Source organism: uncultured Maribacter sp., from assembly GCF_963975365.1.
Classification (GTDB): Bacteria; Bacteroidota; Bacteroidia; order Flavobacteriales; family Flavobacteriaceae; genus Maribacter.
Genome location: NZ_CAXBGF010000007.1, coordinates 1 through 13571, shown reverse-complemented (window position 1 = coordinate 13571; position 13571 = coordinate 1). Strand labels below are relative to the sequence as shown.

The 13571-nt window shown below is 40.7% G+C and carries 20 protein-coding genes; 14 read left to right on the top strand and 6 right to left on the bottom strand.

Features of this window, described 5'->3' with window-relative positions; genetic code table 11:
• Positions 1–19: 19 nt before the first annotated feature.
• The 14 genes from AACZ49_RS09715 (at position 20) to AACZ49_RS09650 (ending at position 9049) form a co-directional block, all read left to right on the top strand.
• Positions 20–652: a DUF4141 domain-containing protein gene (locus AACZ49_RS09715; RefSeq protein ID WP_019974899.1), complete on the top strand. Its 633-nt coding sequence runs from the start codon at positions 20–22 to the stop codon at positions 650–652.
• Positions 653–654: 2 nt separating this feature from the next.
• Entirely contained in the window at positions 655–1650 is a 996-nt protein-coding gene (gene traJ, locus AACZ49_RS09710; RefSeq protein ID WP_059333820.1) for a conjugative transposon protein TraJ, read from the top strand.
• A gap of 21 nt (positions 1651–1671) precedes the next feature.
• Positions 1672–2295, top strand: coding sequence for a conjugative transposon protein TraK (gene traK, locus AACZ49_RS09705; protein ID WP_339654038.1), 624 nt, complete (start codon positions 1672–1674; stop codon positions 2293–2295).
• Positions 2296–2306: 11 nt separating this feature from the next.
• A complete protein-coding gene (locus tag AACZ49_RS09700) occupies positions 2307–2735 on the top strand; it encodes a hypothetical protein (protein WP_019974902.1) in 429 nt (142 codons plus the stop codon).
• A 19-nt stretch (positions 2736–2754) separates the two neighbouring features.
• The gene (locus tag AACZ49_RS09695; RefSeq protein WP_019974903.1) at positions 2755–3042 is read left to right on the top strand and encodes a hypothetical protein; all 288 of its coding nucleotides are present in this window, start codon (positions 2755–2757) and stop codon (positions 3040–3042) included.
• The gene (gene traM / locus AACZ49_RS09690; RefSeq protein WP_066439696.1) at positions 3029–4363 is read left to right on the top strand and encodes a conjugative transposon protein TraM; all 1335 of its coding nucleotides are present in this window, start codon (positions 3029–3031) and stop codon (positions 4361–4363) included. Before AACZ49_RS09695 ends, traM begins: the two co-directional genes overlap by 14 nt.
• A gap of 24 nt (positions 4364–4387) precedes the next feature.
• Positions 4388–5281 carry a conjugative transposon protein TraN gene (gene traN / locus AACZ49_RS09685; RefSeq protein WP_066439697.1) on the top strand — a complete coding sequence of 298 codons (894 nt, stop codon included), beginning with the start codon at positions 4388–4390 and terminating at the stop codon, positions 5279–5281.
• Positions 5282–5302: 21 nt separating this feature from the next.
• Positions 5303–5863, top strand: a complete 561-nt coding sequence (locus AACZ49_RS09680) for a conjugal transfer protein TraO (protein ID WP_066439701.1) — start codon at positions 5303–5305, stop codon at positions 5861–5863.
• An 11-nt stretch (positions 5864–5874) separates the two neighbouring features.
• The gene (locus AACZ49_RS09675; protein ID WP_066439702.1) at positions 5875–6324 is read left to right on the top strand and encodes a DUF3872 domain-containing protein; all 450 of its coding nucleotides are present in this window, start codon (positions 5875–5877) and stop codon (positions 6322–6324) included.
• 111 nt (positions 6325–6435) lie between these two features.
• Positions 6436–6717 carry a molybdenum ABC transporter permease gene (locus AACZ49_RS09670; RefSeq protein ID WP_066439704.1) on the top strand — a complete coding sequence of 94 codons (282 nt, stop codon included), beginning with the start codon at positions 6436–6438 and terminating at the stop codon, positions 6715–6717.
• A 62-nt stretch (positions 6718–6779) separates the two neighbouring features.
• Entirely contained in the window at positions 6780–7580 is an 801-nt protein-coding gene (locus tag AACZ49_RS09665) for a TIGR02391 family protein (protein WP_066439705.1), read from the top strand.
• A 153-nt stretch (positions 7581–7733) separates the two neighbouring features.
• A complete protein-coding gene (locus AACZ49_RS09660) occupies positions 7734–8045 on the top strand; it encodes a helix-turn-helix domain-containing protein (protein WP_066439706.1) in 312 nt (103 codons plus the stop codon).
• Positions 8026–8325: a helix-turn-helix domain-containing protein gene (locus tag AACZ49_RS09655; protein WP_066439707.1), complete on the top strand. Its 300-nt coding sequence runs from the start codon at positions 8026–8028 to the stop codon at positions 8323–8325. Before AACZ49_RS09660 ends, AACZ49_RS09655 begins: the two co-directional genes overlap by 20 nt.
• A 274-nt stretch (positions 8326–8599) precedes the next feature.
• On the top strand, positions 8600–9049 hold the full coding sequence (locus tag AACZ49_RS09650; protein ID WP_339654030.1) for a DNA-binding response regulator: 450 nt from the start codon (positions 8600–8602) through the stop codon (positions 9047–9049).
• Here the strand turns inward: AACZ49_RS09650 and AACZ49_RS09645 are convergent.
• From AACZ49_RS09645 to AACZ49_RS09620, 6 genes are all read right to left on the bottom strand, one after another.
• Positions 9046–9567 (bottom strand): GNAT family N-acetyltransferase, encoded by a 522-nt coding sequence (locus AACZ49_RS09645; RefSeq protein ID WP_225605884.1) that lies wholly within the window; start codon positions 9565–9567, stop codon positions 9046–9048. The genes AACZ49_RS09650 and AACZ49_RS09645 overlap by 4 nt on opposite strands.
• Before the next feature lie 323 nt (positions 9568–9890).
• Entirely contained in the window at positions 9891–10697 is an 807-nt protein-coding gene (locus AACZ49_RS09640) for a PRTRC system ThiF family protein (RefSeq protein WP_225603979.1), read from the bottom strand.
• The gene (locus AACZ49_RS09635) at positions 10697–11419 is read right to left on the bottom strand and encodes a PRTRC system protein B (protein WP_291125283.1); all 723 of its coding nucleotides are present in this window, start codon (positions 11417–11419) and stop codon (positions 10697–10699) included. Before AACZ49_RS09635 ends, AACZ49_RS09640 begins: the two co-directional genes overlap by 1 nt.
• A complete protein-coding gene (locus AACZ49_RS09630) occupies positions 11416–12582 on the bottom strand; it encodes a hypothetical protein (RefSeq protein WP_225603981.1) in 1167 nt (388 codons plus the stop codon). Before AACZ49_RS09630 ends, AACZ49_RS09635 begins: the two co-directional genes overlap by 4 nt.
• Positions 12583–12599: 17 nt before the next feature.
• Positions 12600–12818, bottom strand: a complete 219-nt coding sequence (locus AACZ49_RS09625) for a PRTRC system protein C (protein ID WP_112376284.1) — start codon at positions 12816–12818, stop codon at positions 12600–12602.
• Between the two features lie 27 nt (positions 12819–12845).
• Positions 12846–13448: a PRTRC system protein E gene (locus AACZ49_RS09620; protein WP_225603982.1), complete on the bottom strand. Its 603-nt coding sequence runs from the start codon at positions 13446–13448 to the stop codon at positions 12846–12848.
• Between the last annotated feature and the right edge of the window lie 123 nt (positions 13449–13571).

Sequence of the window (13571 nt, the reverse complement as noted above, 5' to 3'; positions counted from 1 at the left end):
CATTTTAAAATTCATAAAAATGAAAAAGTTCCTTTTTATGGTGTGTACGGCACTAATGCTCGCCGTAGCACCGTCCGCAAAAGCACAATGGGTAGTAACCGACCCCACAAATCTGGCATCGGGTATTCTCAACAGTGCGAATGAAATCGTACAGACTTCTTCCACGGTATCCAATGTAATTAAAAATTTCAAGGAAGTGGAAAAGGTGTATAAACAGGGTAAGGAGTATTACGACAAGCTACAAGCTGTAAATAATCTTGTAAAAGATGCACGTAAGGTACAGCAGACTGTATTGCTTGTCGGTGACGTATCCGAAATGTATGTTACCAACTTCGGTAAGATGATGAACGACCCGAATTTTTCTGCACAGGAATTGGCAGCTATCAGCAATGGTTATTCGGCATTGCTGAATGAAAGTACCGAACTGCTGAAAGAACTCAAACAGATTGTAACCTCATCAAGCCTTTCGCTGAACGACAAAGAGCGTATGGATATTATTGATAGAGTGTACAAAGAAGTAAAGGAATACCACAGCTTGGTACGCTACTATACCAATAAGAATATCTCTGTAAGTATTCTAAGAGCAAAAAAGCAGAACAATACCAAAAGAGTGCTTGACCTCTATGGAACTCCTAACCAAAAATACTGGTAGTTATGGAATTTCAAAATCTTCACGAAGTCCTACGCTCATTATATGATGAGATGCTCCCACTGTCCGCCGATATGGCGGCAGTGGCTAAAGGGATAGCCGGATTGGGGGCTTTGTTCTATGTTGCCATAAAAGTATGGCAGGCTTTGAGCAGGGCTGAACCCATTGATATGTACCCTTTGCTTCGTCCTTTCGCTTTGGGGCTTTGCATTATGTTTTTCCCAACTATCGTATTGGGAACAATCAATGCCGTGTTAAGTCCGGTGGTACAGGGTACTCACACAATCCTCGAAAATCAGGTGCTTGACCTCAACAATTTGCAGGCGAAAAAAGACCTGCTCGAACGGGAAGCTATGCTACGAAATCCTGAAACAGCCTATCTCGTATCAAATGAGGAATTTGATAAAAAGCTCGAAGAATTGGGCTGGTCGCCCGGCGATTTGATTACGATGTCGGGAATGTATATGGATAGGTTTGCCTACCAAACCGAACAAGCTATTAAGAATTGGTTTCGCAATCTGTTAGAGGTACTGTTTCAGGCGGCAGCTTTGGTTATTGATACCATAAGGACGTTCTTTCTCATTGTCCTGTCCATACTCGGGCCGATAGCCTTTGCGATAAGCGTGTGGGACGGTTTTCAGTCCACGCTCACGCAATGGCTGACCCGATACGTCAGCGTTTACCTGTGGTTGCCTGTGGCAGACCTGTTCAGCTCTATGCTTGCCAAAATACAATCCCTCATTATCGAAAAGGATATAGCAATGCTTGCCGACCCGACTTACATTCCTGATACCTCAAATACCGTGTACATCATCTTTATGATAATCGGTATCGTGGGCTACTTCACTATCCCAACGGTAACAGGCTGGATTATTCAGGCAGGCGGTGCAGGGAACTTTACCCGTAACGTAAACCAAGCCGCAATGAAAACCGGAAATATCGCCGGAGCAGGAACAGGTTCGGCAGTTGGAAATATCGGTGGCAAGTTAATGGGGAAATAAAAACAATCAAATCATTTAAAAATGGAATTTAAAACATTAAGAAATATCGAAAACAGTTTTAGGCAAATACGGCTGTATGCCATTGTATTTGCCGTTCTCTGCCTAAGCGTGGTAGGATTTTCACTTTGGAAATCTTACAGCTTTGCAGACGAACAACGCCAAAAAATCTATGTGCTGGATAATGGAAAATCGTTGATGCTTGCCTTATCGCAAGATGCAAGTATCAACCGACCTGTGGAAGCAAGGGAACACGTCAGGCGTTTTCACGAACTCTTTTTTACGCTTGCTCCCGACAAGAACGCTATCGAAAGCAATATGAGCAGGGCATTCAACCTTGCCGATAAAAGTGCTTTTGATTACTACAAAGACTTGTCGGAAAAGGGTTATTACAGCCGTATCATTTCGGGGAATGTGCAGCAACGTATAGAGGTGGATAGTGTCGTGTGCAATTTCGACACTTACCCGTATGCGGTACGAACCTACGCCAAACAATTCATTATCCGTTCGAGCAATGTAACAAGACGTAACCTGATTACTTCCTGCTATCTCGTAAACTCTGTTCGTTCCGACAATAACCCGCAAGGCTTCAACATTGAAAAGTTTGCAGTGGTTGAAAACAGGGACATAGAAGTTATAGAACGCTAAAAAACAATCTTATGGAAGCATTATCAGATTTAAACACGTTTGCGAAAATCCTTACAGACAAAGGATATAATGGTTATTTCCATACGCAGGGAGCGTATGCTGGAAAGTTGAAGGAAAGTATCGGCGAATACCTCGAAAACTGCCAAAAAGGTACAGATAGTTTGCCTAAACAGGACTTGTTGCTGACGGGCTACCTGCAATGGTCGGGCGAAGACAAGCCAAGTGTAGAATGCAGTATGTGGGTAAAATACCTGAACGGCAAATTCTCGCTTAACAGAATGGAGGTTGCAAGGAAAGACCAATTTGGGCAACTGCTGAAAAAATCGGAACTGACAAACCTGTCAGTCATATCCGCACCCAAAGCGGTTGAGGCAGTCGCTTTGGTCAATGAAGAACCGAAGCAAAAGGCAGGTCAAAGTCCTAAGCGTTTCAAGCTATAACAACAGAAATAGTAAGGTTATGAAAAAACTAAGAGCAAATATGGACAGGTACTTTGACAAGCTGGACGAACGCTGGCGGGCATTGCCCTTGCGGAAACAGCACCAATACACACTTTACTTTTTTGTGGGGTATCTACTGCTTACGGCAGGTGTCATTTGCAAAGTATGGTACGATACCTCAAAGTCGGGTAACGATATGGTCATTGAGCATATCGAAAACCCTGTCCTCAAAAAAAGTGAAAGTCCTGCAAGATTGCAGGACACATTATCAACAATTCTAAAAAACAAGATTTATGAAAGAAAATGAGAACAAAAAGTCGGTTGTTCGGGTAACGGAAGGGAACCAGGCAGCAACCACTGATGTACTGCAAGACGGTACACAGAACAAAGCCGAAAAGCTCAAAAAGCCACTCATATTTGGCTTAATGGGAATTGTCTTCGTAGGTTGTATGTACCTCATATTTAAACCATCCGCAGACAAAAAGGAAATTGAGAACATCGGGCTGAACGATGCAGTACCGGAGGCTACCGGAGCAGGAATGCCTGCCGACAAAGGCAAGGCTTACGAGTTGGAAATGCTGGAACGCAAAGAGCAAGAAAAACGCAATGCACTTACCACGCTTTCTGACTATTGGAATACTGAAGACAAAAAAGAGCCTAATGATGAATTTCCCGAAGAAGACGAAAACAGCAGCTATGGCGTTGGCAGAGGTTCGGGAAGAAACGGCAATCCTGCATTGAGCAGTTACCGCAATGCACAAAGCACATTGGGTTCATTTTATCAGGATAACAACTCTGAAACAACAGAACTCCGCAGGCAATTGGACGAACTAAAAGAACAATTAGCCGAGAAAGATGTACCTAAATCTGTAACCGTTGATGACCAGCTTGCCATAATGGAGAAATCCTACCAGATGGCGGCAAAGTATCTGCCAACAGGTACAAATTCGACAGAAGCCCCACCTGCTAAGGATGCAGGTACGGCTACCGCAGGTTCAACTCAAAAGGAGCATTTTGTGGCATTCACACCTACAAGAAAGAACACCGTTTCCGCTTTGTATCGTGAGCCTACGGACAGTGCCTTTTTAGCCGATTGGAGCGAAACAAGAAACCGGGGCTTTTATACCGCAGGTTCTATTGAGCAAACGGCACAACCGAAAAACAGTATCAAAGCCTGTGTACACGATGCGCAAACGGTTATTGGCGAAACAGGGGTACGATTGCGATTGTTAGAGCCAGCCCAAACGCCTCAACGTACCATTCCGAAAGGAACGATTGTAACAGCTAATGCCAAATTTCAGGGAGGTCGATTGCAGCTAAAGATTACCTCCGTAGAATTAGAGGGCAACATCATTCCGGTTGATATTACTATTTACGATTTGGACGGACAGCAAGGCTTGTACGTTCCGTATTCGCCCGAAATGAACGCCCTTACCGAAATGGCGGGCAATATGAGCCAGACTTCGGGAACAAGCATAATGCTCACGCAGAATGCAGGACAACAGGTTGCTGCTGATTTAAGCCGTGGCGTGGTACAGGGTGTTTCGGGCTATTTCGCCAAAAAGGTAAGAACCCCAAAGGTTACGCTAAAAGCAGGGCATCAGGTCTTCCTTGTATCTAAAAAATAATGTTGAACTCAAATAATTTAAACAATGAAAAATCATTTAAAAACCTTTTGGGCATTTGCCCTGATACTCGGCTTTGCCGTACAATCTTACGCACAGGATAGTGCAAAAACTCCGCTTGCATTAGGCAAGATAGAACCGTATAGAATGGAAGTTACCTACGATAAAACTTCACATCTTATTTTTCCGACCGCCATCCGTTATGTGGATTTGGGAAGCGAATACCTGATTGCTGGAAAAGCGGAAGATGCGGAAAATGTATTGCGTGTAAAAGCATCGGTAAGGGAATTTGAAGCGGAAACCAATTTTTCAGTTATCACAAATGACGGGCGTTTTTACAGTTTCAATGTGTATTACAGTCCCTATCCCGAAGCGTTGAGCTATGACCTCTTGACAATGCAAAAGGCGGTTGATAAAGCCAACGGAAACGATGTGCTTTTTGAAGAATTGGGCAACAATTCGCCATCATTGGCAGGCTTGCTTTTGGAAACCATTTACAAAAAGGACAAACGTATTGTAAAGCATATCGGGGCTAAGAGTTTCGGTATTCAGTTTATCCTCAAAGGTATCTACATACACAACGGCAAATACTATTTCCATACGGAATTGAGAAACCGTACCAATGTGCCGTTTCAGATTGATTTTGTGAATTTCAAAGTGGTGGATAAAAAGGTAGCCAAACGTACCGTAGTGCAGGAACGCCCGATGATACCGCTTAGGACTTACAAACCATTGGATGAGATTGGCGGAAAAACGACCGAGCAAAACGTGTTCCTGTTAGACCAATTTACCATTGCCGATGACAAGGTACTACTTATTGAGATTTTCGAGAAAAACGGTGGCAGGCATCAGACACTCCAGATAGAAAATTCCGACTTAATCAAAGCTCGTTTGATTAACGATATGCACCTGAAATTTTAATAACCTTTTAAAGTAAATAATATGAAAAAGTATATCTATACCGTGATGCTCATCTTTATGGCCATCACGGTCACACAGGCACAAAGAATGTTACCTAAACAGAAAGGATTGGAAGTGAGTACGGGTGTGCTGTCCGATGATAAAATCGGTAACGATTATTACATCAATGTAGCAATGACCGTAAACGGCAAAAATGGTAACTACCAGCTTTGGGCGTTGGAATATACACACCAATACCACGATTATAAAGACCTCCGCATACCGCAGGAAACTTATACCGCAGAGGGCGGTTACAGTTTCTTCCTGTTGGGCGATGTTCGTAAGAACATCACGCTGAACTTTGGAATAACAGGCGTAGTCGGTTACGAAAGCATCAACCGTGGCGAAGCAATGTTGTATGACGGAGCGAAGATACTGAGCGAAGACAATTTTGTTTACGGAGCAGGCGGACGGCTCACATTTGAAACGTACCTGTCCGACCGTTTTGTGTTAGTCCTGCAAGGGCGTACAAAGGTTTTGTGGGGTACAGACTTGGAACAATTCCGACCGTCCGCAGGCGTGGGATTAAGGTTTAATTTTTAAAATGTAAAATGATGATAGCAATATTCAATAAATTCAGGATAGGATTAAGCTCAATATATATACTCTTGGCAATCCTCACGGCTTCGGTTACGTTGGTATCTTGTAGCAAAGACGATGAACTCGAAATACAGAACGATTTCCCTTTTGAGGTCAAAGTAATGCCTGTACCCAAAGATATTGCCAGTGGGCAGACCGTAGAGATACGGATTACCATACAGCGAACAGGCAATTACAGCAACACGCAATATTTTCTCCGCTACTTTCAATTTGACGGTCAAGGCACATTGCGGTATTATGACGAACCACCGTATTTGCCAAACGATTTGTATTCGTTGCCAACGGAGCAGTTCCGGTTGTATTACACTTCGGCATCTACCGTATCACAATCCTTTGAGGTTTGGATTTCCGATAACTTCGGTAACGAAAAGCAGTTGAGCTTTCAGTTCAACAGTAGTGATTAATGCTACTTATATAAAAGCAAAACCGACTGTTACAGGTCGGTTTATTGCTTTTCAGCTTTCGGTGTACGTTGTTTTTTGTTTAAATTTACTTGAATTATAATCTTAACGGGTATGGATACAGTTACGGCTCAATTGGTGTTTGGTATTATTGTTATCGTTATTGCGATAGTGCTTATTTATTGGATAAACCGCAGGAAATTTTATAGGCGTAATGGTATGGGTGCAGAGGGATTTTCGAGTTTTGAAGCATCTGTATTTACCCGTTTTATAGAACGTGTCGGCAAATGGATTGCATACGCTTTGATAATTCTCGGTATTGTCTGTATATGGACTTATAGCCAAATGAAAAAGGACAAAGAGAAGCAACAAGTGGAGATACCTAACTCGAAATAAGTATTTTTATGGAAATTTAGATTATATGATTTAGTATTCATAATAAAGAGGAAAATTATAAAATGACAAAATCCTTTGATGACATAACCCTACGAAATATATCTGATATTATATCAAATATACTGACACATACGAAAATTACAGAACATTTATCAGGTGCTGGTATTTCTCAATCTCAATATGGCACAAATAAAACAGACAGATTGTTTTATGCTTTAAAAGAAAGACAAGCACAAGACAGATGTGGAAATAATGTATTGGCATTTGTTGTTAGATTATTAAATCCTAAAAGATATAATTCCGAAGATGAATTTGAAAAAGATAGAACAACTATCAATGAGAAACTTGTTTATGAAGGGATAGAAATTGATAAAAGTGGACAGCCCCGACAAGTTGATAAGGCGAAAACTATTTCGGAAGCAAAAAGCAGGTCACTAAAAATCAAAGAAAAAGTACACGGAATTGGAGTTCATTCAGAAATTTTGCCTTATTGTGAAGCTGAATGGTTAAAGGAAAATTATTTTCACGCTATACTTGAAATTACGAAAAGTGTAGCAGAGAGGCTTAGGCAAAAAAGTGGCTATACTTCAGACGGAGCAGATTTAGTTGATGATTGTTTTGCGTTGGGAAAGGACAAAAGACCTATGCTTGCTTTCAATACTCTGAAAAATCAAAGCGAAGAAAGTGAACACAAAGGTTTTGGAAATTTCTGCAAAGGATTTTTTTCTATGTACAGAAATCCAAAAGCACACAACCCCAAAATATTGGAAGATACCCAACTTTCACAAATGACAGAAGTTTTGGTTGTAGCAACAATTATTCACAACAAACTTGATAACACTTATAAAACGGGGCTTAAATAAAAAAAATCGGATAGCTCAAAAGGTTATCCGATTTTTCGTTTATGGCAAAAGTAAAAAGCCAAACACTGCCTTTCAACGCCAATCAATGCAACCTTTCCCAATCCTGCAATAAGCCTTTATAAATTCGACTTCCACAGAAAAAATGAGCAAACAATGGAAGTTATTGCAATACAAAAAACCGCATTGGACGGAATGAAGAATGACCTAAGGGAACTTTTGGAAATGACCGAAAATGCCACACGAAAATATACCCCGATTTTCAAAGAGGAGCAATGGCTCGATAACCAGGAAGTGTGTTTGATGATGAACATTACCAAACGGACTTTGCAGACCTACAAGGACAAAGGCTTATTACCATATTCCAAACTGAACCGCAAGAATTATTATAAACGCTCGGACGTACAGGCTTTACTCGAAGCCGGACAGCCGTACAATACCAACGACAATGGATTTACTGACGAATGAAACGGAAGAAATCATCGCCCATCAGGAAATGATAATGCAGTTGAGAAACCGTATTGAAGAAATATTAAAAAATTACCGTCCTGTAATGAACGGAGAAATATACTTGTCGGGCGAAGATGTGTGTAGGCTGTTACATATCAGTAAACGGACTTTACAGCAATACCGTGACGATAATATCCTGCCGTATATACAAATTGGGGGTAAGATTATTTATAAGGAAACGGATATTCTGACCGTCTTAGAACAGAACTATATAACCAATGACAGACATTGCTTCTAATTAATTTGGTTCTGACTATGTTTCAACGGAAGGACTTTAGTATATTTGCTATGTAAAATATAACAATACTTAAAGTGTTTTTGCTTTAGGTCTTGGTACTGAAAACTGGTAATTTTTTGTATCCCCAAGACAATAAGTAAGAACGCTCACGTCATAGGCGTGGGCGCTCGCTTATTCGGGGATTAAGGCGTACCGGTGCCTCAGTATCGGTAAGTGTGGTTGCCTGCGCTTCTTTTTTTTGTGCAGGGCTACATCAACTCAAAAAAGTAATGATATGGAAACTGGTACAGCACAACAAAAAATTGCCCTCGCCTTTATCAATGATAAAAGCCCGATTTTGGATTTGACCTGCAACGACCTCGTTGCTTCAGGAATTGAAGTATTGTTCCGTTCTGAAAACATTGAAGACGGACTATCTCAATTACCAGCATTAAAAACACTTCCCAACATTTGTATTATTGACCTTGATTTTTACAATAAGAATGTGCTGGCACAGCTTCAAGAATTGAGAACACAATATCCAACCATTAACCTGATTGCACATAATGATATTGATGCAGAAAAAGCCGTAAAACCTCTTTTGGAAATTGGTTTTACAGGTTATTTGCTCATTGGTAGCGATACGGACGATTTTAAAAAAGCTATTGATGTTGTTACCAATGGCGGTAGATATTTTAGTGTGGGAGTAGCGGAAATTGCACAGGAATATTTTGACAGTAATTAAGCTAATTTCAGCTTCATCATTATATCTGTCTGCTCGTCATCGCCCAATTTAAAAATGTGTTTATCAAATTCAACGAAGCCGTTTTTCTTATAAAAACTGATTGCTCTGGGGTTTTCTTCCCAAACACCTAACCAAACGTAGTTGGCATTTTTCTGATTGGCAATTTCAATGGCTTTGTCGTATAGAATTTGTCCCACTTTTTTACCGTGAAATTCTTTTAAAACATAAATACGTTCAATTTCAAGTGCGGTGTCGTCCTGCAATTCTGTTTGTGATTGCCCGAAATTGAGTTTCAGATAACCGATTACCATATTGTCAAGTGTTGCAAAATAAAATTCAGCATTTTTGTCGCTTAATTCAATCGTTAATTTTTCTATGGAAAATTCCTCATTTAAATAATTGGTCATATTTTCTTCGGTGTTTCCTGCCGAAAAAGTTTCATAGAAAGTCTGTCTGCCTATTTGTTGCAGTTGCTCAATATCATTTAATGTTATTCCTTTTATTTGTATTGTTTCCATTTGCTTGACCTTATCAATTAGCCACAAAATTACTGAATATAACTTTTCTTTGACAAGCATTAGGACAAAATCCAATGGTAATAAAACGACGTTCTTTTGCTTCTTTTCTTTGGTCGCCGTGTGAAAAGAAAAGAAGTCATTATCAAAACCAATCATTGGGATACTGAATATCCCACGCAAAAACTCGCAACTTGTTTGGTAAAATGTAAGGAAAGGGAATGTGCGGAGCGGTGCATTTTGACAAAGGGGTTGCACCTGTTTAATGCAAAAAGACTGCCCCGACCATCGGGAGGATCTGTCTTTTTGCCGCCCGACTTTTCGGGTCAGGCGACTTTTATGGGGTGGGTGCGGAAATCTTTCAGATTGTGAAAAAATCCTTTGTATTCGGTCATTCCCCTGCGAAATAAGTTCCACAGCAAAGAACAACCCATTTGGGTTAATGAGGAATTGATAAACAAGTCCTGGTGTTCCAATGCTTCGGCAAGTGAGCAACTTGGAGTGTTGTCCTCTTGTTCGGATTGCTTCAGTAATTCGCCAAATTCATCGGTAACAAATGGCAGGCTTGCCACCGTTTGGTATTTCTCTGAATTGGGTTGCTTTATCTCTCCGATGGTAGATAGTAATACTTGTCCTGTATACTGGCTGTTGCCAAAATCCAACCAATATTTTGGCTCATCTTGATAGTGTCTGCGGTAGCTTGTTTCTTTAAGAATTTCAGCAACGCCAAACCTCGCCTGTACATTATCCACACAAGTAATGGTAATGGTTGCCCTTGCTTTTTCGGGAGGTCTTCCAAAATTGTCCTTTTCAAATTTTACCGTTTCGGCTTTCCAATTTGTTCCTGCCCAGCGGTTGCAACGATTGATTAAAGCAACGGATTTGTATAATCCTGTTTCACTTTCTGCAAAACGTTGTCTGCCCAAATTGGCACTTGTGATAATATCATCATCCCAAAGGCGGACTTGTAACCCTGCGTGTCCCAACGCAATCAAACTTTCGTTTATTTCCATTAAGGCGGTCAATACTTTTGACCCTGTACCACCTGCTCCGATAAGGTTTACCGAAATCGGATTGGTGGGATTGAGCAGATAATTATCCGTAAAATGGATTGCTGTTTTTGCTGTATTCATCACAATAGATTTTTAAGGGTTTTGTTATTCTTTTTTAATGCTTCTTTCGGAAAGGGTTTATCTGTGCCAATAAGGTCTTTCCAAAGGTTTACAATGTTTTTTTTCGTCAAGTTTTCACATAATGAATGGCTGAAATAGGAATTGAAAAAATAATGTTCCCACGCCTGTATAAATTCCTCAACCGAAGCCGAATTTTTAATGTCAATACTTACCGTACCCATACATACATTCCCTTTTTCGTAGATATTGAAGAAAGGTGCGTAATGCAATGGCGTTTTCTCGGTTGGTCTTCTGTCGTTTGCCAAAGCAAATACCGTAAGACTGCTTTTGCTCGCTAACCAAAGCATTGGGGGTACTTGTGCCTTGCCATTGGGTATGCCCAAACTTTCCACAAAATACAGTTGCCTTTGCTTTGATTTGGTGTACCAAAGTACTGTACCTTTTTCAGCATTCGGATTGATGTGCAGAATATTGGTCGGCAAAATTCCCTTTGATTTTAAAAAGGCGTTGCTCTTTTCGTCTTCGGTCTGTAAAGCCTTTGCCAATACATTGGCTTCCCTTACAGTCAATGGATGAGCGTTGATAGGCGTTCCGTTGCTGTCCATATCGAAATGCTCCACATACATATCGGTTTCAATTCCTTTGGTTTCATAGAAAACCAAAGCGGATTTAGGATAGTATAATGTGCCGAAATCTTGGGTTAAGTCGTTTACGGTGTTCATTTTTCTGTTGTTTTATAGTCATACAATAGGGTACAGAGGTCGTCCAATAGGGCAAACAGGCGGTTTTCAAAATCAAGGTTATTTGTCTTTATTTTACTTCCGTCAAAGGATTTGCAAATGGTCGGTTCCTGCATTGCTCCGTATTCGTTAAACTCGTTATTGATGCTGTCTGCCATACTTTCATATAACCAACCTTTTGTATCTGCGACAAATGAGATATACTTTTCCATTCCGATTGCTTCGGTTTCGTAATCATCATTATATGGGTCTTGTTCGGGCAATGGTGCGTTTCTGAAAATGCTTGCGTTCGGATATTCAGTACAAAGGGCAAACGCATTACAAGCTACCTGCCAACATTCCCTGTCGAATGTATCAAGGCTTTTAAATCGGCTCAAACGCTGTTCAAATACCTTTAAATTGATACGGTTAAATAGCTTTTGTTCTATATTGTCGCCAATATATTCGGCATTTCTCAACTCACTTTTATACGTTTCGGTTTCGTCTGTTTCATCATCCTGTTCTACCCAATCTTTGTGCGTTTCATACAACCAATACAAATAGCTGTCTTCCTGCCTGTAATACGGCACATCGGCAATATGATACAGATAACTGCATACCGATATAAGTAGCTGTGCGGTCTTTTTACGCTTCGGGTCTTTGAGCATTTTAAAGAGTGGTGCAATAGGAACATAATACAAGGTTGTATCTGTATTGTATCGTTCCTCACTTGTGAAGTAGGTTTTCTTACTATCCTGTACCAATTTAAAACTATCCCAATTGATATTGGTACGTTTTACTTTGGTTTCCATATCCCACATAGACAATGTTATATTGTAGGGAAACTCAAAATCTTTGGTCTGCATTGGCTCAATGCTGTAATGCTTGGCAAGTCGGGAAAGGGACTTGTAAAAATCCCTCTCCGTTTTCTGACAAGCCTGTACGGATTGTGCTGTTTTCAGTTTAGGCAGAAACGTACACTTTAAAAGACCATTGGTAGCATTGCTATTGGTACGGATTTCTGCTTGTCTTTTTGCACTTGGCTTGCGTCCTTTGGTCTTTGTAGCCAATTTGCGAACTCGCCCAACTGTCGGTGTAGCTGCTGTTGTCTTTTCTGTTCGGGTATGCTGATAACTCCCGATATGATGTTGCGTTGCATAATTCATCGTTTTAAAATTTTGGTTCAACCTTTCGTACCCATTACGCTCTCAAATTTGTACTCGATTGCATCGTCTTTTATCTGCGGTGCTGATGCTTTTGCAGTCGTCAAAATGGGGTACATATTGGCGTAATAATTCATCACCGCTTCCACACTCCAACGTGGCTCTGGGTCGGTCAGTCTGATGTCCTGTCCTTTATCTTTGAGTATAAAAACTCGTTCTAATTGCGTTGCTAATAACATAACTTTCTAATTTTGGGGTTAACACTTTTATTCTTCCTCGTCCGCTTCATCAATAGGATAATCGGCAGTAACTTCTGCCACCTGTGGCTGTTCAGGTGCTGTTTCTTCCGTTGTTCCGAAAAGGCTCGGTGTTGCAAACTTGTCGGATAATGAGGTTTTGCGTTTGCGTATCTCGTCCGCTTTTTCGGGAAACTCCGTTAAATCGGGAACTTTCATCCACGCTTCACGGAACTTGCCCTCTTTCTCCAACTCGTCCACCTTGTCCATAGCCTGTTTGAACTTCTTGTCTTTGGCTTCCTGTTCCTTTTTCTCTTTTTCGGCTTTTGCTTTCTCGATTGCCGATTGTGCTTTGGCTTCATCAAGTTGCTTTTGGAATTTCTCCATATCCACCATTAAACCCGATACCTTTTGTACAGGTGTGGTTATTTGCTCAAAAAATCCCTCGTCAAACTCTTGGGGTGTGGCGTTAAATGTCAATGGGGGAATAAGGTTTTTCGCACTATCTCCGCATTGTTCGTTATGGAGCAATACCGATACGATTAGATTGCTTTCTGCTCCTTTGGTTATCGTCAGTTGTAAATTGCCTGTAAAGTCCAACTGCTGTATCTGATTGAAAAAATTTGTGTTCATCGTTCTTAAATTTTAATTGTTGTTTAACTGTTCTTTGATTGCTGTCAATTTCTTGTGTATATCTGTCCAATAGGCATTTTGCCTTTTATCGAAGTCTGAAAAACTTTTGTCCTCGTGGCTATA

Coding starts and splice junctions, on each gene's coding strand:
- AACZ49_RS09715 (WP_019974899.1), top strand. CDS start 20: ATGAAAAAGTTCCTTTTTATGGTGTGTACGGCACTAATGCTCGCCGTA.
- traJ (WP_059333820.1), top strand. CDS start 655: ATGGAATTTCAAAATCTTCACGAAGTCCTACGCTCATTATATGATGAG.
- traK (WP_339654038.1), top strand. CDS start 1,672: ATGGAATTTAAAACATTAAGAAATATCGAAAACAGTTTTAGGCAAATA.
- AACZ49_RS09700 (WP_019974902.1), top strand. CDS start 2,307: ATGGAAGCATTATCAGATTTAAACACGTTTGCGAAAATCCTTACAGAC.
- AACZ49_RS09695 (WP_019974903.1), top strand. CDS start 2,755: ATGAAAAAACTAAGAGCAAATATGGACAGGTACTTTGACAAGCTGGAC.
- traM (WP_066439696.1), top strand. CDS start 3,029: ATGAAAGAAAATGAGAACAAAAAGTCGGTTGTTCGGGTAACGGAAGGG.
- traN (WP_066439697.1), top strand. CDS start 4,388: ATGAAAAATCATTTAAAAACCTTTTGGGCATTTGCCCTGATACTCGGC.
- AACZ49_RS09680 (WP_066439701.1), top strand. CDS start 5,303: ATGAAAAAGTATATCTATACCGTGATGCTCATCTTTATGGCCATCACG.
- AACZ49_RS09675 (WP_066439702.1), top strand. CDS start 5,875: ATGATAGCAATATTCAATAAATTCAGGATAGGATTAAGCTCAATATAT.
- AACZ49_RS09670 (WP_066439704.1), top strand. CDS start 6,436: ATGGATACAGTTACGGCTCAATTGGTGTTTGGTATTATTGTTATCGTT.
- AACZ49_RS09665 (WP_066439705.1), top strand. CDS start 6,780: ATGACAAAATCCTTTGATGACATAACCCTACGAAATATATCTGATATT.
- AACZ49_RS09660 (WP_066439706.1), top strand. CDS start 7,734: ATGGAAGTTATTGCAATACAAAAAACCGCATTGGACGGAATGAAGAAT.
- AACZ49_RS09655 (WP_066439707.1), top strand. CDS start 8,026: ATGGATTTACTGACGAATGAAACGGAAGAAATCATCGCCCATCAGGAA.
- AACZ49_RS09650 (WP_339654030.1), top strand. CDS start 8,600: ATGGAAACTGGTACAGCACAACAAAAAATTGCCCTCGCCTTTATCAAT.
- AACZ49_RS09645 (WP_225605884.1), bottom strand. CDS start 9,567: ATGGAAACAATACAAATAAAAGGAATAACATTAAATGATATTGAGCAA.
- AACZ49_RS09640 (WP_225603979.1), bottom strand. CDS start 10,697: ATGAATACAGCAAAAACAGCAATCCATTTTACGGATAATTATCTGCTC.
- AACZ49_RS09635 (WP_291125283.1), bottom strand. CDS start 11,419: ATGAACACCGTAAACGACTTAACCCAAGATTTCGGCACATTATACTAT.
- AACZ49_RS09630 (WP_225603981.1), bottom strand. CDS start 12,582: ATGAATTATGCAACGCAACATCATATCGGGAGTTATCAGCATACCCGA.
- AACZ49_RS09625 (WP_112376284.1), bottom strand. CDS start 12,818: ATGTTATTAGCAACGCAATTAGAACGAGTTTTTATACTCAAAGATAAA.
- AACZ49_RS09620 (WP_225603982.1), bottom strand. CDS start 13,448: ATGAACACAAATTTTTTCAATCAGATACAGCAGTTGGACTTTACAGGC.